The 26,582-nt window shown below is 69.3% G+C and carries 25 protein-coding genes and 1 riboswitch; of the genes, 12 read left to right on the top strand and 13 right to left on the bottom strand.

Going from position 1 to position 26,582, the window contains the following annotated elements:
* The first annotated feature begins 25 nt into the window (after window positions 1-25).
* Window positions 26-140, top strand: a riboswitch (SAM riboswitch).
* A 66-nt stretch (window positions 141-206) separates the two neighbouring features.
* Both GSI01S_RS13945 and metX read left to right on the top strand, forming a co-directional pair.
* Complete coding sequence (locus GSI01S_RS13945) at window positions 207-1,517, top strand: bifunctional o-acetylhomoserine/o-acetylserine sulfhydrylase (protein ID WP_006897231.1); 1,311 nt, start codon at window positions 207-209, stop codon at window positions 1,515-1,517.
* A 48-nt stretch (window positions 1,518-1,565) separates the two neighbouring features.
* A complete protein-coding gene (metX, locus tag GSI01S_RS13940; RefSeq protein WP_006897230.1) occupies window positions 1,566-2,726 on the top strand; it encodes a homoserine O-acetyltransferase MetX in 1,161 nt (386 codons plus the stop codon).
* 23 nt (window positions 2,727-2,749) lie between these two features.
* Here the strand turns inward: metX and GSI01S_RS13935 are convergent, their stop codons facing one another.
* From GSI01S_RS13935 to GSI01S_RS13920, 4 genes are read right to left on the bottom strand one after another with little or no spacing between them, the layout of a single operon-like run.
* A complete protein-coding gene (locus GSI01S_RS13935) occupies window positions 2,750-3,127 on the bottom strand; it encodes a nuclear transport factor 2 family protein (RefSeq protein ID WP_006897229.1) in 378 nt (125 codons plus the stop codon).
* 42 nt (window positions 3,128-3,169) lie between these two features.
* Window positions 3,170-3,532, bottom strand: coding sequence for a DUF3017 domain-containing protein (locus GSI01S_RS13930; RefSeq protein WP_006897228.1), 363 nt, complete (start codon window positions 3,530-3,532; stop codon window positions 3,170-3,172).
* Complete coding sequence (locus tag GSI01S_RS13925; protein ID WP_006897227.1) at window positions 3,532-4,398, bottom strand: bifunctional methylenetetrahydrofolate dehydrogenase/methenyltetrahydrofolate cyclohydrolase; 867 nt, start codon at window positions 4,396-4,398, stop codon at window positions 3,532-3,534. Before GSI01S_RS13925 ends, GSI01S_RS13930 begins: the two co-directional genes overlap by 1 nt.
* A 43-nt stretch (window positions 4,399-4,441) precedes the next feature.
* Entirely contained in the window at window positions 4,442-5,050 is a 609-nt protein-coding gene (locus tag GSI01S_RS13920; protein WP_006897226.1) for a TetR/AcrR family transcriptional regulator, read from the bottom strand.
* A gap of 121 nt (window positions 5,051-5,171) precedes the next feature.
* Between GSI01S_RS13920 and GSI01S_RS13915 the strand changes: the two genes are divergently transcribed.
* Both GSI01S_RS13915 and GSI01S_RS13910 read left to right on the top strand, forming a co-directional pair.
* Window positions 5,172-6,509: a cytochrome P450 gene (locus GSI01S_RS13915; protein ID WP_006897225.1), complete on the top strand. Its 1,338-nt coding sequence runs from the start codon at window positions 5,172-5,174 to the stop codon at window positions 6,507-6,509.
* 92 nt (window positions 6,510-6,601) lie between these two features.
* On the top strand, window positions 6,602-6,976 hold the full coding sequence (locus GSI01S_RS13910; protein WP_231650278.1) for a PASTA domain-containing protein: 375 nt from the start codon (window positions 6,602-6,604) through the stop codon (window positions 6,974-6,976).
* A gap of 28 nt (window positions 6,977-7,004) precedes the next feature.
* Here the strand turns inward: GSI01S_RS13910 and GSI01S_RS20330 are convergent, their stop codons facing one another.
* Window positions 7,005-7,175 (bottom strand): hypothetical protein, encoded by a 171-nt coding sequence (locus GSI01S_RS20330; protein WP_006897222.1) that lies wholly within the window; start codon window positions 7,173-7,175, stop codon window positions 7,005-7,007.
* Between the two features lie 303 nt (window positions 7,176-7,478).
* Here GSI01S_RS20330 and GSI01S_RS13905 point away from each other — a divergent pair, with 303 nt between their 5' ends.
* Complete coding sequence (locus GSI01S_RS13905) at window positions 7,479-7,943, top strand: tRNA (cytidine(34)-2'-O)-methyltransferase (protein ID WP_006897221.1); 465 nt, start codon at window positions 7,479-7,481, stop codon at window positions 7,941-7,943.
* A gap of 37 nt (window positions 7,944-7,980) precedes the next feature.
* Here GSI01S_RS13905 and GSI01S_RS13900 read toward each other — a convergent pair whose 3' ends face one another.
* Window positions 7,981-9,045 carry a citrate synthase gene (locus tag GSI01S_RS13900; protein ID WP_006897220.1) on the bottom strand — a complete coding sequence of 355 codons (1,065 nt, stop codon included), beginning with the start codon at window positions 9,043-9,045 and terminating at the stop codon, window positions 7,981-7,983.
* 54 nt (window positions 9,046-9,099) lie between these two features.
* On the opposite strand from GSI01S_RS13900, the gene GSI01S_RS13895 reads away from it, so the two are divergent.
* Window positions 9,100-10,254 (top strand): citrate/2-methylcitrate synthase, encoded by a 1,155-nt coding sequence (locus GSI01S_RS13895; RefSeq protein WP_006897219.1) that lies wholly within the window; start codon window positions 9,100-9,102, stop codon window positions 10,252-10,254.
* Here the strand turns inward: GSI01S_RS13895 and nagB are convergent.
* Together nagB and GSI01S_RS13885 are read right to left on the bottom strand one after the other, a co-directional pair.
* On the bottom strand, window positions 10,251-11,000 hold the full coding sequence (gene nagB, locus GSI01S_RS13890) for a glucosamine-6-phosphate deaminase (protein WP_006897218.1): 750 nt from the start codon (window positions 10,998-11,000) through the stop codon (window positions 10,251-10,253). The genes GSI01S_RS13895 and nagB overlap by 4 nt on opposite strands.
* 75 nt (window positions 11,001-11,075) lie before the next feature.
* Entirely contained in the window at window positions 11,076-14,366 is a 3,291-nt protein-coding gene (locus tag GSI01S_RS13885) for an error-prone DNA polymerase (RefSeq protein WP_039867733.1), read from the bottom strand.
* A gap of 146 nt (window positions 14,367-14,512) precedes the next feature.
* Here GSI01S_RS13885 and GSI01S_RS13880 point away from each other — a divergent pair, with 146 nt between their 5' ends.
* The gene (locus tag GSI01S_RS13880) at window positions 14,513-16,432 is read left to right on the top strand and encodes an SDR family oxidoreductase (RefSeq protein WP_006897216.1); all 1,920 of its coding nucleotides are present in this window, start codon (window positions 14,513-14,515) and stop codon (window positions 16,430-16,432) included.
* Between the two features lie 33 nt (window positions 16,433-16,465).
* Window positions 16,466-17,530: an alanine racemase gene (locus tag GSI01S_RS13875; protein WP_006897215.1), complete on the top strand. Its 1,065-nt coding sequence runs from the start codon at window positions 16,466-16,468 to the stop codon at window positions 17,528-17,530.
* A gap of 33 nt (window positions 17,531-17,563) precedes the next feature.
* Here GSI01S_RS13875 and GSI01S_RS13870 read toward each other — a convergent pair whose 3' ends face one another.
* Together GSI01S_RS13870 and imuA' are read right to left on the bottom strand one after the other, a co-directional pair.
* A complete protein-coding gene (locus tag GSI01S_RS13870; RefSeq protein WP_006897214.1) occupies window positions 17,564-19,171 on the bottom strand; it encodes a DNA polymerase Y family protein in 1,608 nt (535 codons plus the stop codon).
* Complete coding sequence (gene imuA', locus GSI01S_RS13865) at window positions 19,168-19,947, bottom strand: DnaE2-dependent mutagenesis accessory factor ImuA' (RefSeq protein ID WP_006897213.1); 780 nt, start codon at window positions 19,945-19,947, stop codon at window positions 19,168-19,170. Before imuA' ends, GSI01S_RS13870 begins: the two co-directional genes overlap by 4 nt.
* A gap of 213 nt (window positions 19,948-20,160) precedes the next feature.
* On the opposite strand from imuA', the gene GSI01S_RS13860 reads away from it, so the two are divergent.
* Window positions 20,161-20,673: a hypothetical protein gene (locus tag GSI01S_RS13860; protein WP_006897212.1), complete on the top strand. Its 513-nt coding sequence runs from the start codon at window positions 20,161-20,163 to the stop codon at window positions 20,671-20,673.
* Between the two features lie 72 nt (window positions 20,674-20,745).
* Here the strand turns inward: GSI01S_RS13860 and GSI01S_RS13855 are convergent, their stop codons facing one another.
* Window positions 20,746-21,672, bottom strand: a complete 927-nt coding sequence (locus GSI01S_RS13855; protein ID WP_006897211.1) for an SPL family radical SAM protein — start codon at window positions 21,670-21,672, stop codon at window positions 20,746-20,748.
* Window positions 21,673-21,772: 100 nt separating this feature from the next.
* Between GSI01S_RS13855 and GSI01S_RS13850 the strand changes: the two genes are divergently transcribed.
* The gene (locus tag GSI01S_RS13850) at window positions 21,773-23,026 is read left to right on the top strand and encodes a serine/threonine-protein kinase (protein WP_039867732.1); all 1,254 of its coding nucleotides are present in this window, start codon (window positions 21,773-21,775) and stop codon (window positions 23,024-23,026) included.
* Window positions 23,027-23,038: 12 nt separating this feature from the next.
* Here GSI01S_RS13850 and GSI01S_RS13845 read toward each other — a convergent pair whose 3' ends face one another.
* Window positions 23,039-23,707, bottom strand: a complete 669-nt coding sequence (locus GSI01S_RS13845; protein WP_006897209.1) for a response regulator — start codon at window positions 23,705-23,707, stop codon at window positions 23,039-23,041.
* Window positions 23,704-24,951: a sensor histidine kinase gene (locus tag GSI01S_RS13840; RefSeq protein ID WP_006897208.1), complete on the bottom strand. Its 1,248-nt coding sequence runs from the start codon at window positions 24,949-24,951 to the stop codon at window positions 23,704-23,706. The genes GSI01S_RS13845 and GSI01S_RS13840 overlap by 4 nt, the downstream gene beginning before the upstream one ends.
* Before the next feature lie 99 nt (window positions 24,952-25,050).
* Between GSI01S_RS13840 and GSI01S_RS13835 the strand changes: the two genes are divergently transcribed.
* Both GSI01S_RS13835 and GSI01S_RS13830 read left to right on the top strand, forming a co-directional pair.
* Window positions 25,051-26,334, top strand: a complete 1,284-nt coding sequence (locus GSI01S_RS13835) for a PspC domain-containing protein (RefSeq protein ID WP_006897207.1) — start codon at window positions 25,051-25,053, stop codon at window positions 26,332-26,334.
* Window positions 26,331-26,549, top strand: coding sequence for a hypothetical protein (locus tag GSI01S_RS13830; protein WP_006897206.1), 219 nt, complete (start codon window positions 26,331-26,333; stop codon window positions 26,547-26,549). Before GSI01S_RS13835 ends, GSI01S_RS13830 begins: the two co-directional genes overlap by 4 nt.
* The last annotated feature ends 33 nt before the right edge of the window (window positions 26,550-26,582 follow it).

Raw genomic sequence — 26,582 nt, 5'->3', positions numbered from 1 at the left:
TCGAGTTGATATATCCTCAGCAACAGGTCATGAGTGTCAGCGCACAGCCCCGGCTTGCTGACCGGCAACCCTCCATCCGCGGTGGGGTGCTCCGGGTGATGACCTGGCTGCGACGGAAGTCGCCGCAGCAAGCGCGGGTCCGAGGGTCGGACCCAACATACGAGGCCCGCCCCGGGCCGCCGACCGAAGAAAGAGAATGACGTCTCATGTCTGACGCCGCGAATTGGAGCTTCGAGACCACCCAGGTGCACGCCGGGCAGGTAGTCGACGCGACCGCCAAGACACGCGCACTGCCGATCTACCAGACCACGTCGTACGTGTTCGACAACACCGACCACGCGGCGAACCTGTTCGCGCTCGCCGAGCCGGGCAACATCTACACCCGGATCATGAATCCGACGCAGGACACCGTCGAGCAGCGCCTCGCGGCTCTCGGCGGCGGCGTCGCGGCCCTCTTGGTGGCCTCCGGCCAGGCCGCCACCACCTACGCGATTCAGAACATCGTCGAGGCCGGCGGACACGTCGTCTCCAGCCCCCGTATCTACGGCGGCACATACAATCTCTTCCACTACACGCTGCCGAAGTTCGGCATCGAGGTCTCGTTCGTCGACGATCCCGACGATCTCGAGTCGTGGACGTCGGCGATCCGGCCCAACACCCGCGCACTGTTCGGTGAGACCATCGCGAACCCGCACAATCAGGTCCTCGACATCGCCGGAGTGGCGGACGTCGCACACTCGCACAGCCTCCCGCTGATCGTCGACAACACGGTCGCGACGCCGTATCTGCTGAATCCCATCGAGCACGGGGCCGACATCGTCGTGCACTCGGCCACCAAGTACATCGGCGGCCACGGCACCGCGATCGGCGGCGTCATCATCGACGGCGGCACCTTCGACTGGCGCGTCCAGCGCGACGGTGAAGACCTGTTCCCCGGCTTCACCACCCCGGACCCGAGTTACAACGGCGTCGTCTTCGCCGACCTGGGGGCTCCGGCCTACGCGCTCAAGGCGCGGACGCAATTGCTGCGCGACACGGGCGCGGCCATCTCCCCGTTCAACGCCTTCCTGCTGGCTCAGGGCATCGAGACGCTGAGCCTGCGCGTGGAGCGCCACGTCTCCAATGCACAGAAGGTGGCCGAGTTCTTGGAGGCCAACGACCAGGTCACCTCGGTCTCGTACGCCGGTCTCAAGTCGTCGCCGTACTACGAACGGGCGCAGAAGCTGCTGCCGAAGGGCGCCGGCGCGGTCATCGGATTCGAGATCGAGGGCGGCGTCGAGGCGGGCAAGGCCTTCGTGAACGCGCTGACCCTGCACAGCCATGTCGCCAACATCGGCGACGTCCGCTCGCTGGTGATCCACCCCGCGTCCACCACGCACAGCCAGCTCTCCCCGGAGGAGCAGCTGGCCGCCGGTGTGACGCCGGGTCTGGTCCGGCTCGCCGTGGGCATCGAGGGCATCGACGACATCCTCGCCGACCTCACCACCGGGTTCGCCGCGGCAGCGCGAGTCAAGTAGCCGTTGTCTCGTCCACTGCCGTTGTCTCGTCCACTGAAGGGAGGCCAGGTGTCGGTCAGTATCGACCCGGCCACGACGGTGAGCGACCCCGACTGGGCCACCCGTCCGGACGGAGCTCAGGTCAGCGTCTCGATCGGCGATCTGACTCTCGATTCGGGGGCCACGCTGGCCGACGTCACCGTCGCCTTCCAGAAGTGGGGCACGCCGACGGCGGCCCGGGACAACATCGTGTTGGCGCTGCACGCGCTCACCGGTAACTCGCACGTCGCCGGCCCGGCCGACGATCAGTTCTCGATGACCGGATGGTGGGACGGACTGATCGGGCCGGGCTGCGCGGTCGACACCGACGAATGGTGCGTGTTGGCGCCGAACGCGATCGGCGGCTGCTTCGGCTCCACCGGTCCCGGCTCCCTCGCTCCCGACGGCAGGCCGTGGGGGTCACGCTTCCCGCGGCTCACCGTTCGCGACCTCGTCCGGTCGGAGTCGCTCGCGCTGGAGGCACTCGGCATCAGCCGGCTGGCCGCCGTCGCGGGCGGCTCGATGGGAGGTGCCCGTGCCCTCGAATGGGCCGTCACCTACCCCGACGCGGTCGGCGCCGCGCTGGTGCTGGCGGTGGGCGCGCGGGCCAGCGCCGATCAGATCGGCACGCAGACCACCCAGATCGAGGCGATCAAGTCCGATCCCGCGTGGCAGGGCGGCGACTACTACGGGACCGGCCGCTCCCCCAGCACCGGAATGGGTATCGCGCGCCGGATCGCGCATCTGAGCTACCGGAGCGACCGCGAGCTCGACCAGCGTTTCGAGAACCGCCCCCAGGGAGAGGAGAACCCGCTGGTCGACGGCCGCTACTCCATCGCCAGCTATCTGGAGCACCAGGCCGAGAAGCTCAAGCGGCGCTTCGATCCGGGCGCCTACGTGGTGCTCTCGGACGTCCTCAACAACCACGACGTCGGCCGCGACCGCGGCGGCGTCGCGGCGGCCCTGGCCGGATGCAGCGTGCCGACCGTCGTCGGCGCGATCGACTCCGACCGGCTGTATCCGCTGTACCAACTCGAGGAGATCGCCCGCGAGCTCGGCGACTGCGTCGGCGGGCTGCACGTGATCCGCTCCGACGCCGGCCACGACGGATTCCTCACCGAGTTCGAGCCGATCCGGGAACTCCTCGCGAAGACGATGGACGTCGCGCGCCTGCGGCGGTCGGCGGACTGAGCCGCAACCCGCAGCGCTCACTCTCACAGTTCCGTCGAGGCCACCCAGTACTCGGTGAACCGTCCGTCGCGGACGCTCAGGATGTCGTTGCCCGTCAGATACGAGATCTGTCCGTCGGACGTCATACCCTGACCTGCCCACCGCCCGGCCACGTAGCCGTCGGCGGCGAACGGCCCGACCTCCACCTCGAAGACCAGGTCCCGGTAGGTGGCTTTCGTGGCGTCGACCAGTGCGGCGAGCTTGCCGGGACCGGCGACCTCCGCGCTCGGCCAGTGTCCGAGGAAGTCCTCGCTCACCAGTTCCTCGGCGACCGCCTTGAGACGTTCACGGTCGGTCGGCCCGTTCCACAATTCATCGATCCAGCGGCGATACAGATCGCATGCGTCGGCAGATTCGGTCATGCCTCAACCGTGACACATCACGGCGCCGACCCGGCGGAGGTGCTAAGCGGTTCCGAGCGAGTCGATCGATGTGGCGAGCCACAGCACGGTGCCGCCGAGCGCCGCCATGGCGCAGATGTCGAAGACGCGGCTGCGCACCTGCAGGAGGCCGACGCGATTCGCCGGAAGGAACGCACGGAACACCGCGCCCAGGAGCATCGCCGAGCCGAAGACGAATGCCCCGCGTCGCCAACGGTCGATCAGCACCAGCAGCGCCGCGACGGCTATCACCGCCAGAACGGTGTAGTAGGGCACGTTGGCGATGAAGCCGTGCAGCTTGCGGGCACGGCGCATCGATTCCACCCGTTCCGAGTCGACCGGGACGGGCCCGTCGTGCGCGGCACCCCCGGACGCCTCGGCCGCCATCACTTGCTCTCGAGGTCCGCCAGCTGAGCTTCGGCGCGCTCGACGACGTTCGCCAGCAGGAACGCGCGCGTCAGCGGACCGACGCCGCCCGGGTTGGGCGACACCGCGCCGGCGACCTCCCAGACGTCGGGGTGCACGTCGCCGGTGAGTCCCGCCTCGGTGCGGCTGACGCCGACGTCGATGACGGCGGCACCCGGCTTCACCATGTCGGCCGTGATCAGGTGCGGCACGCCGGCTGCCGCGACCACGATGTCGGCGCGGCTCACCTCGGCCGCGAGGTCGCGGGTACCGGTGTGGCACAGCGTGACCGTCGCGTTCTCGCTCCGGCGGGTCAGCAGCAGGCCGATCGGCCGGCCGATGGTGACGCCGCGGCCGACCACGGTGACGCGCGCGCCGTCGAGCGGGATGTCGTAGCGGCGCAGCAGGTGGATCACGCCGCGCGGCGTGCACGGCAGGGTCGACTCCTTACCGAGCACGAGGCGGCCGAGGTTGATCGGATGCAGACCGTCGGCGTCCTTCTCCGGTGCGATGCGCTCGAGCGCCGCGTTCTCATCGAGGTGCTTGGGCAGCGGCAGCTGCACGATGTAGCCGGTGCACGCGGGGTCCGCGTTGAGGTCGTCGATCGCGGCGTTCAGCTGCTCGGTGGTCGCGTCGGCCGGGAGATCCTTGCGGATCGACGCGATGCCGACCTTGGCGCAGTCGGAGTGCTTGCCCTTCACGTACGAGTGCGAACCCGGGTCGTCGCCGACGAGCACGGTTCCCAGTCCGGGAGTGATCCCGGCTGCGTTGAGCCGCGCCACGCGGGCGCTCAGATCGGTGAAGATCTCGTCGCGGGTGAGTTTGCCGTCCAGTCGAATCGCCGTCACGGGTCTCTATTGTTCCACTATCCCCGCCGATCGCGCGTACCCCCTAGTCGACGGCGCGCGCAGCGGCCGTGCCGCCGACCAGGGCGACGCACGCCGCCACCGCCGGCTCCTCGAGCGAGCTCAGCGGAAGGCCGCGTTCGATCGTCGATGCCGCGAGTTCCCGAATGCCGCCCCAGACGATCACCGCGGTCTCGCGAGACATCGGCGGGATGCCCGCGGCGTGGAACCGGTCCGTGCCGGTCAGGCGTGCCATCAGAGCCGTGAACGCCTCCAGCGAAGCGAGCTGCACCGCACGGGCCGCGTCACCGAGAGCCGGCAATTCCCGAATCCAGCTGCGCGTGGTGCCGGGATTCGATTCGCACACCGTGATGTATGCGTGCACCGCCTGTCGCACCTGCGCCGGCCACGCGGACGCCGGGTCGACGGCCGTCTCGATGGCCGCCAGCAGTTCCACGTTGACGGCGCCCAGCAGTTCTACGTAGCACTCCTGCTTGTCTGCGAACTCGGCGTAGAAGGAACGTTTCGACGTGCGTGCCACACGCACGATGTCGGCGATGGTGGTCGCTTGGTAGCCGCGATCGGTCAGGCACTGGCGCATCGCGTCGAGCAGCCGTCCGCGGACGGTCGGGCTCTCCTGCGCGGTCGTCGGCATCTCCCACCTCACGGGTCCCCTTGGCAAGTTCGGTACTTCATCGTACCGTTGGTACCGACCGGTACCAGGCGGTGACGCGGCCGCGTTCCGCCGGTGCCCGCTCCCGAGAAAGGACGATGTCGTGGATCTCCAAGTCTCCGATCCGGAACGCACACGCGCCGACGGGCCGCACCGTCTTCCACGCGGCCCTCGGCTGCCGCGCGCGGTGCAGGGTGCCGGATTCCTCGTCGACCGACGTCGATCCCTGCGCTGGATCGCGCACCGCTACGGCGACGCCGCCGCGCTGGCCCTTCCGTTCTTCGGCGAGACCGTGCTGATCAGCGATCCGGCGATGGCCAAGCAACTGTGCATGGCGAAGTCGGACACCGTCGTCAACGTCCGGCCCAACCTCGGGCGCACCCTGGGCCGCGGTTCGATGTTCGCACTCGTCGGCGACGAGCACCGGCGCCGGCGGCGTCTGCTCACTCCGCCGCTGCACGGGCGGCGAATCAAGGAGTACGAGGCGATCGTCGCGCAGGAGTTCGCCTCGGAGGCGTCGCGCTGGCCGGTCGGACGTCCCTTCGCGACGCTCGAGCCGATGATGCGGATCACGCTGAACGTCATCCTCCGCGCGGTGTTCGGGGCGCAGGGCAGCGGACTCGACGCGCTTGCCGACCTCATGCCTCCGTTGGTGACGAACGGGTCGCGGCTCGCCACGCTTCCCGAACTGCCGCGGTTGGGAGGAAAGGCCAACCCGCGCAACCGATTCGACGCCGAGCGCGCCGAGTACGACGCAGTCATCTCGCCGTTGATCACTCAGGCCCGCGCTGACGCCCACCTCGCCGAGCGCAACGACATCCTCGCGCTGATGGTGCAGAGCAGCTACGACGACGGCACGGTCATGTCCGACGCGGAGATCCGCGACGAACTGCTGACCCTGCTCGCCGCCGGTCATGAGACCACCGCGACCACGCTCGCGTGGGCGATGGAGCGTCTGAGCCGGCACCCGCGGATTCTCGCCGACCTCGCGGCCGAGGCGCGGTCGGAGGAGAACACACTCCGGATCGCGACGATCCACGAGGTCCAGCGGAGCCGGCCGGTGATCGACCTGTTCGGCAGACACGTCATCGCCGAGGACGGTCTCGAACTCGGCGACTACCGAATCCCCAAGGGATACAACGCGGTGGTGGCCATCTCACTGCTGCACGACGACAGCCGGCAGTTCGCCGACCCGGCACGGTTCGACCCGCAGCGCTTCGTCGACGCGAAGCCCGGGCAGGCGTGGCTGCCCTTCGGCGGCGGCACCCGGCGCTGCATCGGAGCAGCGTTCGCGCACATGGAGATGGATGTGGTGCTCCGAGAACTGCTGCGCACGTTCGCCGTCCAGCCGACCGCGGCGAAGGGCGAACGCTGGCACTCCCGAGGCGTCGCGTACGCGCCCGCACGAGGCGGGCGCGTGGTGCTGTCGCGACGAATCTGAGGCGGCGGACGCGGGGTGGTTCCCCGCCGCCGGCCGATATGAGTCGGTATCGTCCCATTCATCAGAACGAGAGGCGCCCCATGTTCCGCTCTGTGACCGGTGTCGTTGCGGCAGTCGTCGCAGCTGGACTGCTCGTCGGCTGTTCCACCGGCGACGTCTCCGCCGGAGGCGCGACGGCGCCGGAGACGACCGAGATGAATACCCAGCACGCTGCGGCACCAGTCAGCTCGGCCGCGAACGCGATCATGCCGAACGTCGTGTGCATGAACCTCCAAGAGGCTCAGAACGAGATCCAGCGGGCCGGTGTCTTCTACTCGCGAAGCAACGACGCCACCGGCAGGGGCCGGCACCAGATCCGCGATCGGAACTGGGTGGTCGTCGCTCAGACTCCGTCCCCCGGGACGCCGATCGGTGAGGGCGACGCCGTTCTGTCGGTCGTCAAGATCGGCGAGCCCAGCCTGTGCTGAACCGCCCGGTCCCTGCCGCGAACAGAGGTCAGGCGGCGGCCATCTGCTGCGACCGCGCGACGGCGAGGAACTCCTCGACCGTCACGTAGAAGCCGGTGGCGTCGTCGATCTGAAACCAGACGGTCTGCTTCGGATCGAGCCCGGCCCGTCCCGCGATCGAGGTGATGGTGATGTTGTTGTTGTCGATAGTGCTGTTCATGTGATGCCTCCTGGCATTCGGGTAGATGGCAACGGCTCACGCCGTCGCGGGAGATGTCATGGGTCTGGGGCTCCGATATCGGCCCAGTCACGGACTTCATGAGGCTCTCGTGGTTCGGCTGCATCGATGCGCCGATCCTTGACCCAGAGTTCCTCGGGAGATTCGCGGATCGCTTCCGGCGGACCGTGAGAGGGTCTACGCCAGCGAATCGCGGATACAACATCCTCGCACATTCATTCGAGACGCGTCAAGCGCCCGTCCCTCGACTCCGGCTTCCGAGGTGCCGGAGCATAGGATCCTCGTGTGTTCCGAATCGTCTACTACCAGCCCTGCATCCCTCCGAACACCGGCAATGCGATTCGGATCGCGGCCAACACGGGCTGCGAACTGCACCTCATCGAGCCGCTCGGGTTCACCATGACCGATGCCCAGGTGCGCCGTGCCGGTCTCGACTACCACGAGATGGCCAATGTGACCGTCCACCCGGACCTGGACACCGCGTGGGAACGGCTCGCTCCCCGACGGGTGTTCGCCTTCACCGCCCACGCCACCCGCTTCTACACCGACGTCGCCTACGAGACCGGCGATGTGCTGTTGTTCGGACCGGAACCCACGGGACTGCCCGACGAGGTCCTCGCCGATCCGCGGATCACCGACCGGCTGCGCATCCCGATGCTGGAGGGGCGGCGCTCGATGAACCTGGCGAATGCCACCAGCGTCGCGCTGTACGAGGCGTGGCGTCAGCACGGGTTCGACGGCGCGGTGTGACGCCGGTGACGAGGTCGCGTCCGGCACGTCTCGCTCGTCACCCCGTCCTGCTGCCTCGCCACCGCAGCGGCGCCTCGCCGTACTCCTCGGCCGCGTGCGCGGCCATCCCGACCGTCCGCCCGTACTGAAACAGCACCTCCCCCGACCGCACCGGGAGCCCCAGTTCGTGGGTGACGACAGCACCGGCGAAGTCGATGTTCATCGGCCGCCCCACCCGGCGGGCGATCGACTCGGCCGCAGCCACTGCCTGCGAGTCGGGCCGGTCGGCCCGGACACGGTCGAGCACGATCCGCGCCCGCGGATCCACCCCGGTGTAGATCACGTGCCCGAACCCCGGCACACGGCCTCCGACCACCGCGTCGGCCAGCGCGCGATCGACCGCCGTCCCGCCGACCACCACGTCGAGCAGCACCCGGGCAGTGGCCGGCGCCCCACCGTGCAGCGGACCCGACAGCGCCGCGTATCCGGCGAGCAGCGCGTCGAACACCCCGGCGCGTGCCGACGCCGCGACCCGGGCCGCCGTCGTCGACGCGGCGAGCCCGTTGTCGATCAGGACGGTCGCGAGCAGGTCGATCCACGGGTGCGTGAAGTCGATTTCGGGCACTGATGCGGCAAGACGCGGAAGCAGTCCCACGACGCGGTCGCCGATGTCCGACAGATCGGCCCGCAGCGGGTCGGCCGCGGCGATCAACGCCACCGTCAACGGGATGCGGCGCTCGACGGGCACGCCCGACACCACGGAACCGTCGACGTCGGGCGGAGTCACGGCCGACGAGGCTCCGAGGACCAACTTCGCCGCCCCCGCGAAATCGGTCTCCGCGCACAGTTCGGCGAGGTCACGGCCCCGCAGGTACAGGCGGTCGTCGCGGATCGCGGACACGCCGCTGGCGACGGCGCGGAACCGCAGGAGTCGGTCGCCCGCCCGGCGTCCGTCGTGCTTGGCGGCGGCCAGGGAGTCGATCTGCGTGCGGTCGAACAGCGATTCCGACTGGCCCGGCATCCGCCGCGAGGACAGGACGCCGCGACTGACGTACGAGTACAGCGTCCCGCGCTTGACTCCGAGCCGGGCCGCCGCCTCCGACGTGGTGATCCACTGGTCCACGGGTTGATTCAATCAACATTGCAGATGTTGATCAATGGGCGCAGACTCGGCCGCATGACTCAGAGCACGCCCATCACCGTTCCCCGCGGACTGAAGAATGTGATCGTCACCGACACGGCCATCGGCGACGTGCGCGGCGAGGAGGGCTTCTACCACTACCGGCAGTACGACGCGACGGAGCTGGCGCGCACGGCGCGCTTCGAGGACGTCTGGCATCTGATGATCTACGGCGAGCTTCCCGACGCGGCGGCGTCGGAGCGGTTCGCGCGCCGCATCGGTGAACTCCGCGTCCTCGACGGCACCACCGTCGATCTGCTGCGCAGCGTCGTCACCCCCGATGTGGAGCCGTTGGCGGCATTGCGCGTGGCACTGGCGACGGCGGGGATCACCGAACGCCCGCTGTTCGACCTGCCCGAAGCCGACCGCATACACGCCGCGCTGCGCTACGCGGCCATCGCTCCCACCGTGATCGCCGCCGCGCACCGGCTCGCGCGCGGACTCGACGTCGTCGACGCCGACCCCGCCGCCGGACACGCGGCCGACTACCTGCGGATGGCGACCGGGAACACCACCGACGACGCCGTCAGCGCCCTGCAGACCTACCTCGTGACCACCATCGACCACGGCTTCAACGCCTCGACGTTCGCCGGGCGTGTGGTCGCCTCATCGGGGTCGGACATGACCTCGTCGATCCTGGGCGCGCTCGGTGCGTTTCTCGGCCCGCTGCACGGCGGCGCGCCCGGACGGGCGCTGGCGGCGCTCGAGGAGATCGGCGATCCGTCGAACACCCGGGACTGGGTGCGGGGAAAGGTGGCCGGCGGCGAGGTCATCATGGGCTTCGGTCATGCCGTCTACCGCACGCACGACCCCCGCGCCGAACTGCTGAAAGAGGTGGTCACCACGCGCTACGACTCACCCCTGGTCCGGCAGGCGGCCGCGGTGGAGGCCGAGATCGAAACCGCGATCAACGAATTCAAGCCCGGTCGGCGACTGTACGCGAACGTCGAGTTCTACGCCGGTGTGCTGATGAGCGAGGTCGGTCTGCCGCCGGAGATGTTCACGCCGACCTTCGGCGTCGCGCGAATCGTCGGCTGGACCGCGAACATCCTCGAACAGGCCGCCGAGCGCAAGATCATCCGTCCGGTGGCCCGCTACGTGGGACCGGAGCCGAGCCGCACCGCGAGTTCGCGAACCACTGCGGACGCCTAAGGCTTGTGGGCGTAGACGTACTTGTAGTAGTCGGCGTCGGCCAGCTTGCTCGCGGCCGCGGGATCGATCACCACCGTCGCGTGACGATGCCACTGGAGGATCGATGCCGGGCACGACGCCGACAGCGGTCCCTCCACCGCCGCCGCGATCGCGTCCGCCTTGCCCTCGCCGGTGGCGACCAGCGCGAGCCGTTCGGCATCGCAGATGGTGCCGAGCCCCTGGGTGATCACGTGCATCGGCACTTCGTCGAACGAGTCGAAGAATCGGGCATTGTCCTGCCTGGTCTTCTCGGTCAGCGTCTTGATCCGGGTGCGTGAGGTCAGTGACGACGACGGTTCGTTGAATCCGATGTGCCCATTGCTGCCGATGCCGAGGATCTGCACGTCCACCGGGCCGAGGCGGCCGATGAGCGCGTCGTAGGCTTCGGCGGCGGCCTTGAAATCGGGAGCCATGCCGTCCGGCGAGTGCACCGTGCCGATGTCGATGTGATCGGTGAAGTTGTCGCGGATGAACCGGGCGTACGACTCCGGGTGCGTGGGCGGAAGCCCGACGTACTCGTCGAGCAGTACCGCGTCGACGCCCGCGAACGACAGCCCGTTCTCGCGGTGCCTGCGGATCAGCTCGGTGTAGGTGGCCAGCGGCGACGATCCGGTCGCGAGGCCGAGCGTCGATGCACCGCCTTCGATCGCCTCGGCGATGATGTCGGCCATCACCAGCTCCGGACGATCGACGATCACGACCTCCATGCGTCTCCCCGCTCTCTGTGCGCCTCCGTCGTCACCGCGACGATATCCCGATTCGGCCGGTGGTGCGGCGAGTCGTCAGCACCAGTCCCGAGACCGCGTTCCCACTTTCAGATCCAGTCGCTGCAGCCGATCGGCGACGACGGTCACCGCTCCCTCCGCGTTCTGCACCCGGCCCCGGATCAGCAACGCCGACGCCGTCTGCGCCAGTGACCGATAGCGTGCCCACAACCCCACCGAACACACCACGTTCACCATGCCGGTCTCGTCTTCGAGGTTCACGAACGTGACACCCGAAGCGGTGGCCGGCCGCTGCCGATGCGTCACCGCTCCCCCGACCAGCACCCGGCTGCCGTCGGCCACCGACAGCAGCCGGGCGGCCGGGACCACACCCATCGCATCGAGCCGGGGCCGCAGGTATTCGGTGGGATAGGACTTGGGTGAGATGCCGGTGGAGAGCGCGTCGACGGCCGTGAGTTCCACCTCCGACATGCCGGGCAGCGTCGGGGTCGCCCGCGGTGGCGGCACGTCGAGCTGGTCGTCGCGCAGTCCCGAGGCGGCACCGGCCTCCCACAGCGCCTGTCTGCGATCCAGACCGAGGCTCTCGAACGCGCCCGCGGTCGCGAGAGCCTCCAGCTGCGCCGTCGTCGCATTCACACGCCGGGACAGATCCGCCACCGAGACGAACGGACCGCCGGAGGTCCGCTCCTCGACGATCCTCGTCGCGAGGTCGTCGGACAGTCCGCGCACCGCACTCAGGCCGATCCGCACGTCGAGCCCGTCGTTCTCCAGACTCGCGTGGGAGAGCGAGGAGTTCACATCCGGTCGGTGCACCTGGACGCCGTGCCGCCGGGCATCGGCGACCAGCGACTGCGGCGAGTAGAAGCCCATCGGCTGGGCGCGCAGCAGCGCCGCGCAGAACGCCGCCGGGTGATGGAGTTTGAACCACGCGGAGTAGAAGACCAGCGACGCGAAACTCTGCGAATGACTCTCCGGGAAACCGAAATTCGCGAACGCTGCCATCTTCTCGTAGATGCGGTCGGCGAGGTCGCCGGTGATGCCGTGTCTCTCGCGCATCCCGTCGTAGAACCGTGTGCGGAGCCGCTGCATCTTCTCCGGCGACCGTTTGGATCCCATCGCACGACGCAACTGGTCGGCCTCCGCGGCGCCGAAACCCGCGACATCGCGCGCCACCTGCATCAGCTGCTCCTGGAACAGTGGAATGCCGAGGGTGCGCCCGAGTGCGTCCTCCATCGACGGATGATCGCAGTGCGGCTCCTCCAGCCCGTTGCGCCGGCGGATGTACGGATGCACCGAACCGCCCTGGATCGGCCCCGGCCGGATCAACGCCACCTCAACGACGAGGTCGTAGAAGTTCCGCGGCTTCAGCCGCGGCAGGGTCGCCATCTGCGCCCGTGACTCCACCTGGAAGACGCCGACCGAATCGGCGCGGCACAGCATGTCGTAGACGGCCTCCTCGGCCAGGTCGAGCCGTGCCAGATCCACCCGCACGCCCTTGTGCTCGGCGACGAGATCGATCATGTAGTGCAGTGCCGACAGCATGCCCAGGCCCAGCAGATCGAACTTCACCAAGCCGACCGCCGCGCAGTCGTCCTTGTCCCACTGCAGGATGCTGCGATTCTCCATCCGGGCCCATTCGGTGGGGCAGACGTCGGCGATCGGCCTGTCGCAGATCACCATTCCGCCCGAGTGAATCCCCAGATGTCTCGGCAGCGAGGAGATCTGCGCGGCGAGCTCGCGGACGTCGTCGGGCGCGGAGTCGGGGATCTTGCTCCAGGCGTCCTGCTGTCCGGGGGCGTACCCGAGCGCCCGGGCCATATCGCGCACGGCCGACCGCCCGCGGTAGGTGATGACATTGGTGACCTGTGCGCTGTGACTGCGCCCGTGCTTGGCGTAGACGTGCTGGATCGCCTCCTCACGGCGGTCGGACTCGATGTCGACGTCGATGTCCGGCGGACCGTCCCGCTCGGGTGAGAGGAATCGCTCGAACAGCAGATGGTTGGCGACCGGGTCGACGTTGGTGATCCCGAGCGCGTAGCAGACCGCCGAGTTCGCCGCGCTGCCCCGGCCCTGACACAGGATGTCGTTGTCCTTGCAGAACGAGACGATGTCGTGCACCACGAGGAAGTAGCCGGGGAAGGTCAGCGTCTCGATGATCGCCAGCTCGTGGTCGATCTGCCGGTACGCGTCGGGACGCTGATCCCTGGTGCCGTAACGCTCGCGGGCTCCCCGTTCGGTGAGTGCGCGGAGCCAACTGGCCTCGGTGTGGCCGTCGGGGACGGCGAAGGGCGGCAGGTTCGGGGCGATCAGCCCGAGCGAGAAGGCGCATTCCTCCGCGAAGGCGACGGCGTTGTCGATGGCTTCACGGTGGGCGGGCATCAGCCGGAGCATCTCGTCTCCGCTGCGCAGGTGCGCCCCGCCCACCCCGGGCATCCAGCCGTCGATGGTCGCGATATCGGTCCGGGCGCGCACCGCCGCCATCGCCGTCGCGAGTCGGCCGTTCTCCGGCGCGGCGAAGTGCGCGCCGGTGGTCGCGACTGTCGGCACCCGATGGGATGCGGCCAGTGACGCCAGAATCGCATTGCGTTCGTCGTCGTCCGACCCGGCACCGGGGCTCAGCTCGACGGCGATGTTCCCGGCCCCGAAACGGTCGATCATCGTCCCGAGCGCGGTGTCGGCGGCCCGCCGGCCGCCGCGGTCGAGCGCCCGGCGCACCGCACCCTTGCGGCACCCGGTCAGAACCAGCCAGTCGCCGTCGGCGGCGTACTCGGTGATCGCGTCGGCATCGTAGCGCAACAGCCCCTTCTCGCCACCGCTCATATGCGCGTCGGCGATGACGCGGGAGAGCCGGCGGTAGCCCTCGGCGCGGCGTGCGAGGACCAACAGGTGCTCCCCCGGCGGGTCCACCGCACCGGCGCGGGCACTGTCTCGCTGCAGCGAGAGTTCGGCGCCGAACACCGTCGGCATGCCGAACTCGCGGGCCGCTTCGGCGAATCGGACGACACCGTAGAAGCCGTCGTGATCGGTCAGCGCGAGCCCGCGCAGCCCCAGCCGCTGCGCCTCCTCGACCATGGCCTCGGGCATCGACGCGCCGTCGAGGAAGCTGTAGGCACTGTGCGCGTGCAACTCGGCGTACGGCACCGTCGATGCGCCGAACTCGATGTCGGTGGCCTGGTACGGGCCCCGCTTACGCGACCATGCCGGCGAATCGCCGCCGTCCCCCGGCGGCCCCGCGCCGTTGAACGTGGGCGGAAACGTCTCACCGAGCCGGTCGCCGCGCGCAGGCGCACGCCCCGACAGCACTCGCTCCATCTCCGACCAGGTCGGAGGCCCGTTGTTCCATCCCACACACCGATGATAGAACATATGTTCGATATCTGCCTTGCCGTGGCCCGCCCCGGCCACACCCCAAACGCGTGCCAGAGACCGGACCGACGCACGAATTACCGCTGTCAATCATTCACATCGGTATCTCTCTGTGAGACTCTGGGCCGGTGACGAGCTATTTCGTGACCGGCGGCAGCGGCTTCATCGGCCGTCGAGTCGTCGCGCGCCTGCTGGCCCGCGACGAGCAGGCCCGGGTGTACGCGCTCGTGCGCACCGGATCACTGCAGCGATTCGCCGCCGCCATGGAGAGGATCGACGGCGGCGACCGCGTCGTCGCCGTCGCCGGCGACCTCACACACGAAGGCCTCGGCCTGCACGGCTCCGACGTCGACGAGGTCGACCACGTGATCCACCTGGCCGCACTGCACGACCTCACCGCCGAGGAGGCCGACCTGCGGGCGGTCAACGTCGACGGGACCCGCAGGGTCGCCGAGTTCGCTCTCGCCCGCGGCGCGCTCCTGCACCATCTCTCCTCGATCGCGGTGGCCGGCGACCATCGCGGCGACTTCACCGAGACCGACTTCGACCTCGGCCAAGGCCTGCCGACCGAATGCCACCGCACCGTGTTCGACGCCGAACGCGTCGTGCGGGAGACCGAGGGCCTGCGCTGGCGGGTGTATCGGCCGTCGGCCGTCGTCGGAGACTCCGTCACCGGACAGGTCGACAGGGCCGACGGCCCCTACTACTTCTTCGGTCACCTCGCCGTGCTCAGTCAGCTGCCCTCGTTCCTGCCGCTGCCGATCCCCGATCCGGGGCCCCTCAACGTCGTCCCCGTCGACTTCGTCGCCGAGGCGATGGTCGCGCTGACCGATGTGCAGGACGGCCGGAGCGGGCTCGTGTTCCATCTCGCCGACCCCGACCCACGCTCGATCACCGACCTGTTCAACGCCCTGTCACCGGCCTTCGACGGACCGTGGGCCTTCACCGCACTGCCTTCGGGGCTGGTGAGGCCGATGCTGGCCGCCATCGGTCGCGGACTGCTGCGGCCCGGCCGCGACCTGATCGCCGAGCAGACCGGCGTCCCACCCGCGATCCTCGACGTCGCCTCCCTTCCCGTGGTGTTCCGCAGCGACGCGACCGCCGCCGAACTCGACACGCTCGGTGTGAGACTGCCCGATCTGGACGAGTACGCACCCCGACTGTGGCGGTACTGGTACGAGAACCTCGATCCGGCCCGTCACCGCCGCAACGATTCGCGGGGCCCGCTGGTCGGCAAGAACATCTTGATCACCGGGGCGTCGTCGGGAATCGGCCGCGCGACCGCCCGCATGTGCGTGCGGCGCGGCGCCAACGTCTTCCTGGTGGCCCGCGATGCCGATCGGCTGATCGAGACCGCCGCCGAACTCGACGCGGAGGTTCCCAAACCCGGGCTGCCCGTCGGACGCGCGTACGCCTATCCCGTCGACATCACCGATGAGGCCGCGGTGCAGACCCTTGTGAAGTCGGTGATCTGCGAGCACGGCCATGTGGACGTGCTGGTCAACAACGCAGGCCGGTCCATCCGACGGGCGACCGCGAACGCGGTGACCAGGTCGCACGACTATCACCGGATGATGGCCGTCAACTACTTCGGCGCCGTCTATCTCACGCTCGCCCTGCTGCCGCACATGATCGAGCGGCAGTCCGGACACATCGTCAACGTGTCCTCGATCGAAGTCCAAAGCCGCGCACCGCGATTCGGCGCGTACGCCGCGTCGAAGGCCGCACTGGAGGCGTTCAGCGACGCCACCGGTGCCGAGACCCTCTCCGATCACGTCACGTTCAGCAATGTGCGCATCCCGTTGACCCGAACGCGGATGATCGTTCCGACCAACGCCTACGACAGCGCTCGGGGGATCTGGAGCGTCGACAAGGCCGCCCACCGGGTGCTGCACGCGATCGTCGAGCGCCCCAAGCGGGTGAACACGCTACTCGGCGACCTCATCGATTTCGGTCATCACGCCGCACCGCGGCTCACCAACCGACTGCTCCATCAGGACTTCCTTCTGCATGAGGAGTCCGACGCCGCGCTCGGCCGCACCGGCTGACGACGAAAGCCGTCGTCCATGCCACCATCAGGTATGCCCGACACTCCGTTCCTGCACGTCGATCCCGCTCGCCTCGACCGCAATCTCGCCGCGATGGCCGGGTGGGCCGAACGGCACGGCGTGCGCTTGCGACCACATGCCAAGACGCACAAGTGCGTTCGGGTCGCGCAGCGGCAGCTCGCCGCCGGTGCCGTCGGACTCACCGTCGCGACGATCGGCGAGGCGGAGGTCTTCGCCGACGCCGGGTTCGACGATCTGTTCGTCGCCTATCCGCTGTGGTTGTCGGAGGACAAGGCCCGCCGCCTGCGTGCACTCGCCGGTCGGGTGACGCTGACCGTCGGTGCCGATTCCGTCGAGGGCGTGCGCCGTCTCGCCGAAGGACTCGGCGGCGCTCCCGTCGGAGTGCTCGTGGAGATCGATTCGGGCATGCACCGCAGCGGTGTACCCGCCGATAGCGTGGTCTCGGTCGCCGACGCGGCTCGCGACGCGGGACTGACCGTGGCCGGTGTCTTCACCTTCCCCGGCCACGGCTACGGACTCGACACAGCGCGAGCCGACGCCGCGGAGCAGGAGGCCCGATCCCTGGCCGTCGCTGCGAACGCTCTGCGCGACAACGGTATCGACGTCTCCGTGGTGAGCGGAGGGTCGACGCCGACCGCACGACTCGCCGATCCCGGCGTGGTCACCGAGTTGCGTCCGGGCGTTTACGTCTTCAACGACGCCCAGCAGTTGGAACTCGGCAGCTGCGGTATCGACGACATCGCACTGACCGCGGTGTCCACGGTGGTCAGCGCATCCGGCTCCCGGGTGGTGCTCGACGCCGGCAGCAAGATCCTCGGGGCGGACCGCCCCGGCTGGACCACCGGTTTCGGCCGGCTCGCCGATCATCTCGACGCCCGTCTCGTCTCGCTGTCCGAGCATCATGCCGTCGCCGAGTTCCCACCGGCTGCCGTCGTGCCCGAGGTGGGCGACCGGGTGCGGGTGATACCCAACCACGTCTGTACCGCGGTGAACCTGGTCGACGAACTGTTCGCCGGTCCGGACCCGTACGGTGAACTCGAATCGTGGCCGGTCGCGGCGCGTGGCGCGAACAGCTGAGTCCTCCTCCGGGATCGCCGGAACGGGTTCGCCTCACTCATAGACTCCTTCCACAACCCACACCTCCTCCCGGCAGCAGAGCAGCAGTGCGCGGCCGTCTTCCAGCAGTGCCTGTGCCCGAGCCCTCCCCGGACCGAACGGCCACGGTCCCGCCCACCAGTGCAGACGATGCGACCGCGCCCCGAGCCGCACGGTCACCGGCTCCGCACTGAACACACCGCGCGGACTCACGGCGACCGACCGCCCCTCGGCGTCGAGGACCTCCGCTGTGGCCTGCACCAACAGCGAGGGCGTCGGCCGGGCAAGGCGGTCGGGCCAGGCGGCCGCCGGATCGCGCGGCGGTCGCAGTTCGTCGCCGAAGGCCACCAGCGCCACCTGCTCGGCCGGTCCCCGACCACCGCTGCGCACCGGCACCCGCACCGACTCGCCGCCGAGCAGCCCTTGGACCCGGACCAGAGCCCGACGTGCTTGATCGCCGAGACCGCCACCGGTGTCGCCCGGAAGCCCGGCGCCCGTCAGCGCCGACTGCAGCGTTCCCGGATTCACCACCTCGACCGGCTCCAGCACCAGTCGGACGACCGGTGAGTCAGGCGCTTCGACGCTGCCGGCCCGGCCGGTCAGCCACCCCTCCAGCTGCCAGCGCACACGGTCGGCAGTGGCCTCCGGCGTGAGCGGCTCCACGCATCGCCAGGTCCGTGAGTGCCGTTGCCCTCGCTCCGTGAACGCGTGAATCGTCAGTCGCATACAGGCCAGCGAGGCTGCGGACAGTCGCTCGTGCAGCTCCTGCGCCATTCGCCGTCCCAGGAAGGCCGCGGCGTCGATCCGATCGACCGGCGGATCACAGCTGTGCTCCACCGCCAAACCCGGCGGGATCGGTGCCCGGCTGGGCCGCCGGCCCGGCAGACCTCGGGCCAGCCGATGCGCGGTGATCGCATCGCCGGAGAAACGTGATGCGATATCCGCGGGATCCATCGCAGCGAAGGCGCCCAGGGTGCGAATCCCCAAGCGCCACAACAGACTCACCAGATCCTCACGTCCCGGGCCGTTCAGCGCGGGTTCTGCCACCAGGTCGGCGACCGGCCTCGCCGAGAGATAGGCGGCATCCGTCCCCGGCGGGACGGTCTGCCCCGATCTCGCGGCGAGCACCGCGGTGAACAGCTCATCGGCCACCCCGACTCTGGCCGTGACTCCCCCGACCACCGTCCTTCCGAGACCGTCTGCGTCGCGGCCCCTGCCGACCTCGGCCACCGCATCGGTGAGCCGTTCGGCCAATTGCTCCTCCCCGCCGAAGAAGCGCGCCGCACGATCGGCGGCCACCACCAGCAGTCCCGGCCGCAGCACCTCGGTCATCGGGACCACGCCGGTCACCGCCGCCACCACCGGCTCGAACAATCTCCCATCGCGTGCCGGGTCGGCGTCGTACACGGTCAGCCGCGGACACGACGACTGCGCCTGCCGTTTGCGCATCCCCCGTCTCACCCCGTCGACGCGGGCCGCATGCGAACACGCCTCCACTCGTCCCGCCCGCAGCACCGCCACCGGATCGCCCGGAACTCGCCCGGCCGCCGCGGCGGCCGCCGTCGTCGGCCAGTCCGGACACCACAGTGCCAGCACTCGCCTGCCGGGAGAATCGGCGGTCAATTCGCCACCGCCAGCGCCGCCGGCACCCGGGCCCCGTGTTCTGCACCTGACCCCGCCTTCGGCATCGTCGGCCGGACCAGCCGCATCACTCCTTCTTCTCCCAGTCCCGGCACCACGAGGTCGAACACGTCGCTCACTGGGCGAGCCCCCGGCGCCGACACCTGAACTTCCACCCGAAAACCCCCGATGCGGCCGTATCCGCTTCGCCGTACCGGCAGATGCCGGTACTCCCGCACTCGCCCCTGCACACGCGTGGCCGTCCCCGGCCAGTCACCGAGGACCAGCAGCGTGGACGACTGCTTCCTCGCCCGGCCCCCGAGCACCCGGGCTCGGGCCGGTGCCACCGACGACCCCGTCGGACCCAGTCGATCCTCGAATCCCAGCACCACCAGGTCCATTCCGTCCAGCAGCACCCCAGCCACCTCCAGTCGATCGGCTCCCGGCTCGGCGACCACCGCGATCCGGCTCAGATCCGCCCCCATCTCCACCGCCGCGGCCAGATTGAGTCGCGGCAGCCCGACCAGAGCCACCGTGGCCCCCGTCCGACTCGCCTCGGCGATGATCGACATCGGCACCACCGAAGCACCGGACACCGCGGCCACCGAGCCACGCGGGAGCCCGCGCTTCGGAAACAACGACGCCACGGACTCCGGCACGGCGATCACTCCCGACGACACCACTCCCGAGGCCGTTCCCGCACGAGCGCCCGACTGGCCGGACAGCCGGCTCAGCTTGCGACGCAGGTGTTCCAGTTCGGCCTTCTCCGCTGCATTCATGGCGCTTCCCCTCGTCGTTCCGGGCTTGCGCCCGTGTTCTCACCTCTCGTCCGAAGCGGCAGGGAAGATGCCGGTGTTCGAACTTGTGTTCGATATTAAGCCCACCCTCTGACAACCGTCAACGGAGCAGGAAACACCCGCCACACGCGAGAATCTGCGTCCCTTCAGTCGCAACAGCGACCGTCGGTGCACCATGCTCTACCATTCGGATCCATGCAGTCCCGAGCCCTTCCATTCGCCGTCATCGCCGCCGCCGTCACCGGAATCGCGGTCACGGCGCTGCCGTGGTTCGACCTGCGCCGACTGGGCATGGACGCCTCATGGAACGGACTCGGAATCGGCACCGTGAGCCAGAGCGACCTCGGCGTGGCACCGGCCGGCCGCGGCTGGCTGATCGTCGCTGCATGCGCGCTGGCCGCCCTCGCCGGAATCGTCGCACTGCTGCCCGCCGCGAAAGCCCAGAACATCGGCCGAGTCCTGGCCGGAGTCGCCGCCGTCGGATCCACTGCCGCCGCCTTCGTCCCCATAGCGGTGTGGATCTGGCCGTCCTGGTACTTCGCCGGATTCCTCGACGGACTCGGATTGAGTGACGCCCAGGAGCTCGTCACCGTCAGCAAAGCGATCCTCATCGGACTGATCGTGATACTGCTGATCCTGGCCGCACTGTGCGGCGCACTCTTCATCGACCGCAGCGAACAGAACCTGATCGACGACTCCGGCGCCTGACCCGGCCCGCTTCCTGGCGGTACCTCGATTCCGCACGCAGCGACCGCAGCCGCAGACCCGATCCGAACCTGATCAGAACAACGTCAGATCTGGCGAGGGAGCCGTCCCCGCCGGCGGAAGCACCGACGGTTCGGCCGGATTCACACTCTCCGACTCCGGGTCACTGCCCAGATCGTACTTCTCCACGAGCGGCGTCATCCGTGCCCGGAGACCGAGCGCATACTCCGCCGACACGAAGCTCCGTCGGCCGTAGAGGGAGCGGTACCTGCGCACCAGCGCAGGGTGCTCATTTCCCAGCCAGCCGAGGAAGTCAGCACCGTCGTCACCGCCCAACTGCAGCGGAGACACCGACACCCGGGCGGCACCCGCGGCCGACAACGCCGCGAGGAGTTCGTCGAGCTGCGCCGTGCCGTCGGCGAGCAGCGGCGGCAGCGGCGCGATCCGAATATGCGGCGCGAGTCCCGCCTCCGACAGCCGCGCCACCATGTCCAGTCGCGCCCGTGGCGACGACGCCGAAGGATCGACCCGCGCCGACAGTCCCGGATCGAGGGTGGCCAGTGAGATCGACACCGTCACCGGCACCGCCCGCCCGATCAACCGCAGCAACGGCAGATCGCGCAGCAGCAGCGTCGACGCGGTGTAGAGAGCGATCGGCGTCTGCGACTCCGACAGGACCGACAGGACCTGAGGCATCATCCGGTAGTGCTCTTCCACCGGATCGTAGGGATCCTCGGCCACTCCGATCGCCACGGTGTCGCGACGCCACGACCGACGCCGCAGCTCCCTCCGGAGCACCGCCGGGGCGTTCATCTTCACCTGCATCGCCTCGCCCGACCGCCGCAGAGCCGAGGCCGCGAAGGAGTGCCGATGACTCCGGTCGCCGGTGACCGATTCCAGCACTGTCCGCGCCAGCACCTCGTGCACCCGGACGCCCGGCGCCTCCGGGATCATGGTCGATCGCATGAAGTCGCCGCACACCAGTTCGGTCAGTGCTGCCATGCCACCTATCCGAACATACGTGCGATGGACTCGTCAAGGGCCGGCGCGCACAGTGAGTGCGGCCCCGATCGCCGTCACCGCCTGCGGCTATCATCGGGCCATGACCTCTCCTGCCACACCCGGCCCGTCGTATCTGGTGGCCGGACGCTACCGGCTGATCCGAAGGATCGGACACGGCGGCATGGGTGCGGTGTGGCTGGCGCACGATCAACTCCTCGACCGCGAGGTGGCGGTGAAACAGGTCCTGACCACCAGCGGGATGGACGAATCAGTCGCCGAGACCTCCCGGGCCCGAGCGCTGCGTGAGGGCCGGTTGGCAGCTCGGCTCTCGCACCGGAACGCCGTTGCGATGCACGACGTCGCGCTCGATCGCAACGAGCCGTGGCTGGTGATGGAGTACCTGCCGAGCCACAGCGTGGCCGATGTCCTGCACGAGAACGGGACGATCGATCCGGTCGAGGCCGCGCAGATCTGCGCGCAGGTGGCCGACGCCATCGCCGAAGCGCACGCCTCCGGCATCGTCCACCGCGACATCAAGCCGGCCAACATCCTGATCGCGAACACCGGCCGCAACGTCGGCCTGGTCAAGATCACCGACTTCGGCATCTCCCGCGCGAAGGACGACGTCTCCATCACTCAGACCGGTGTCGTGACCGGCACGCCCGCGTATTTCGCACCGGAAGTGGCCCGAGGCGATGAACCGGGCGAGGCCTCGGACGTCTACTCGCTGGGGTCCACCCTGTACACGATGATCGAGGGGCGTCCCCCGTTTGGCAGCGAGGACAATTACATCGCCACGCTGCACCGGGTGGCGCTCGGTCAGATCAATCCGATCACCCGGGCGGGCGCGCTCTCGCCGATCCTCCTGCGGCTGCTGGAGCCGAATCCCGCCAATCGGCCGACGATGGCCCAGGCCCGAGATCTGCTCGCCAAGTACGCTGCCGACACCCTCGGCACCACCGACAACGTGCTCACCGGGCTGGTGGCGACCAAACCGCTGTCGGCGCGGAACCGGTCGGCCACACTGCCCCCGATCAGCGGTCAATCCACATCGCAACCGTCCACTCCGCAGACGTCCGCCCCGCAGACGCACTCGGCCCCGGACACGTCGCAGGGCTCGGCGCCCCACAACCCGACTCAGGTCGCCTCCGGCTATTACGCGCCGCGAACCACGCCGGAACCGGTGCCCTACGCTCCCACGCAGTATTCGTCGGCGCCGGGCCTGTACACGCCCCCGCCCACCTACTACCAGCAGCAGGGGCCGAGCAGTCACGCCGGTCTCGCGGCCGCTGTCTTCGCCGTATTCGCACTGCTCACCGCGATCGCCGCGGGCATCATCATCCTGGTGATGTGACCCGCGCCCGCCTCATCCGATCTGGCGGTTCACCGCCCAGCGGGTGAGGGCGTTGCGGTTGGACTGCTGCGTCTTGCGCAGCACGTTCGACGCGTGAGTCTCCACCGTCTTCACCGAGATGAACAGTTCCTCCGCGATCTCCCGGTAGGTGTAGCCGCGCGCGAGCAGGCGCAGCACCTCCATCTCGCGGCGGGTCAGCGAATCGAGTTCGGGATCGAGCTGCGGTTCGGGCACCGGCGACCGCCCGGTGAAGGAGTCGAGGACGAATCCGGCCAGTCGCGGACTGAACACCGCGTCGCCCTCGGCGACGCGACGGACCGCGTCGGCCAGTTCGGTGCCGTCGATGGTCTTGGTGACGTACCCCCGCGCGCCGGCGCGGATGGTGGCGATGACATCGGTGGCGGCGTCGGAGACGCTCAGTGCGAGGAACACCGGCGCCTCCGAACCCAGCGCGTCGGTCACCCCGCGGAGCACCGCGACACCTCCGCCGCCCGGCATGTGGACGTCGAGCAGCACCACGTCGGGACGCGCCTGGACGATGCCCGCGACCGCTTCGGGAACGTTGCCCGCGTCGCCGACCACCTCGAGTCCGGCCTCGCCGGCGAGCTCGGTGCGCACCCCCGAGCGGAACACCCCGTGGTCGTCGACCAGGAACACCCGGTAGGTCTTGTCGGCGGTCATGAGAACTCCTGTGTCCGTTGAGTTTCCGAATCGATGGACGCCGACGGCCCGTGCCGCCGGCCACGCGGCAGCATCAGCGCCACATTGGTACCACGGCCCGGTGTCGAGGTGATCCGCACCGACCCTCCCACACGCTCCATGCGCGCGTGGATCGACCGCGCGATGCCCTGGCGGTCCTGGCTCACCGCGTCGGGATCGAACCCCTTGCCGCGGTCGCGGACGAAGACCTCGACGTGGTCGTCGTCCACCTCGCAGTAGACGTCCACCTTGTCGGCGCCGGAGTGCTTGGCGGCGTTCACCAATGCCTCACGAGCGGCCGCGACCACCGCCTGCAATCCGTTGGAGACCGTCTCGTCGCGCAGTTCGTCGGGAGTCACGTCGCCGACCGTCACCGTCTCGATCTCGACACCGTACGCGTCCTCCACCTCCGCCGAGACCGCCGAGACGGCCGCGGCGAGCGACTCGCGCCTGCGCGCCTGGTCGCCGAAGAGCCACTGCCGCAGCTCGCGCTCCTGGCGACGGGCGAGCTGTGCGACGGCGTCGGGCTGGTCGGCGCGCTTCTGGATCAGCGCGAGCGTCTGAAGAACCGAGTCGTGCAGGTGCGAGGCGATCTCCTCGCGTTCCTGGTTCCGGATCCGCGCGGCACGCTCGGCGTTCAGCGTCCGCCACATCCGCATCCACAGGGGGATGGTCAGCAACAGCACGCCGAACAGGGTCCCGAGGACCGCGAGCAGGGTCGGGTTCATTCCGGCCAGCGCGGTGTCCGGGGCGGTCACCAGCACCACCAGTCCTCCGACCACGAGGACGGCGCCGGCGGCCAGTCGGAGCCACGTCACCACGCCCCCGCGCGAGGAGACGCCGGTGACGTCCACCTCGCGCCACACCAGCGCCGCACCGCCGAGTACCACCACCAGTGCCAGCAGCGTGGACGCCGGCGCGCTCGAGGCTGCGAAACCGTTGAGCAGCAAGGCGACCACGCCGATGACGATCAACCCCTGCGCCTGCCGGCGCTCCCGAGGAGCGGGCCGCTCCACGTCGGTGCCCGTCGGACAGAAGAACCACAGCAGTCCGTAGGCGGCCACGCCCGCCCCCGCCAGCGCGGCGAGCACGACGAAGACCACGCGGACGCGGAAGACGTCGACGCCCAGGTGGTCGGCGATGCCGCCGCACACTCCGCCCACGACCTTGCCGCCGTTGCGCCGGCGCACACGGTCGACTTGCGGGGTCTGCGTCACGTGAGTCATTGATTCGATAGTGGCACGAACCGGACCGCGTGCACATCAGGGAGCATCTCAGGGTTTAACCCGATTTGCCTCGCTGATCAGGCGTCCAAGATTGACTGCATGGACACCAAGACTCTGATCGACATCTGGAACACCCGGCCGGTCCGCCGCCGGACCGGAAAGTCCGTCGGCGGCGTCTGCACCGGCATCGGTCTGCGCTACCGGGTCGATCCGACGCTGGTGAAGGTCGCATTCGTCGTCGCGGCGTTGTTCGGGGGCAGCGGAATCCTGCTCTACATCGCCGCGCTGATCGCTCTTCCCGCCGAAGACGAGACGGCACCCCGCAAGATCCATCAGTCGCATCGCGCACATCACCGCGTTCGGCACGACATGCCCTGGTACTGGATCGTGGTCGCCGTCATCGCGGTCATCGTCTTCAGCAACATGGGCTCGTCGCCGTTCTGGGGCACCAGCGGACTGCTCGGACTCGTGCTGATGCTGGGCGGCTGGTGGCTGCTCTATCAGCGCACCCCGACCGCGCCCGCCGGAACCAGCGCGGATCAGCTGAGGCCGTCCGACGGATCGACGACCGCGACGCCCGCGCCGACGCTCATCGCGGACGAGGTGGTCACGCACGACGTTCTCGCCGACACCGCCGTCCGGCCCGCGTCCGAGACGATCCCGTTCGCGGCCGCTGAACCGCCGGCGCCCGCCCCGCCCGACGCACCGCCGTCGTGGGATCCGCTCGGGACCGCGAGGTTCGCCTGGGATCTGCCGGAACCGACACCGCCCGAGCCGCCCGTGGTGAAGCCTCCCCGGTCTCCGTTGACGTCGGTCTTCGCCGGTCTCGCCCTCATCGCCGCGACCGTCGGCACCGCCGCCCGCGTACTCGACGACGTCGAGTGGTTCACCGTGGGCCGGATCGCCGGACTCGCGCTGGCGGTGCTGGGTGTCGGCATGGCGATCGACGCGCTGCAGCGCAGGCAGAGCAATACGCGCGCGGCCGGACTGGTGCCGCTCGCCATCATCGTCGGCGTCGTGGCAGTCACCGCCACCGCGTTCTCCGGCGATCGGCCGGCCTTCGCCTCCGGCGGGATCGGCGACCGGTCGTGGCATCCGCGCAGCGCCGAGCAGCTCAGCGACACCTACCAGCTGACCATCGGCACCACCAGCCTCGACCTCCGCGATCTCGGCGGACTCGACCACGACCGGACCATCGAGATCCACCAGGGCATCGGCGATATGACGGTCTGGCTGCCCGACGACATCCGCGTCAAGACCGAGTGCAGCACGGTGGTCGGTGATCAGACGTGCCCCGACGGGATCGTCAACCCCGACGCCAAGACACCGACGCTGACTGTGAAGGCGAACCTCAACCTCGGAACCGTGGAGATGAAGCAATGATCGACGAGACTCCCGACCAGACCGGCACCGCCGAACCCGAGCGCCACCGCTCAGTGGTGATGGGTCTCTCGGCGCTGGTGACCCTCCTGGTGGCCGCCTGGTGCCTGGCCGACGGCCCCTTCCTCCTCGACACGACCTACCTGCCCTGGGCACTGCTCGCGATCGGAATCGTGGTGGGCGTCGGCCTGATCGCGAGCGGATTCCGAAGAAAGTAGGGGCCCCGGCTCGTCGAGCCGCACCGGCACCCC

Origin of the sequence: Gordonia sihwensis NBRC 108236, from assembly GCF_000333035.1 — a bacterium.
Lineage (GTDB): Bacteria > Actinomycetota > Actinomycetes > Mycobacteriales > Mycobacteriaceae > Gordonia > Gordonia sihwensis.
Note: the sequence above shows the minus strand (reverse complement) of the source record. Positions and strands in the feature narration are given on the sequence as shown.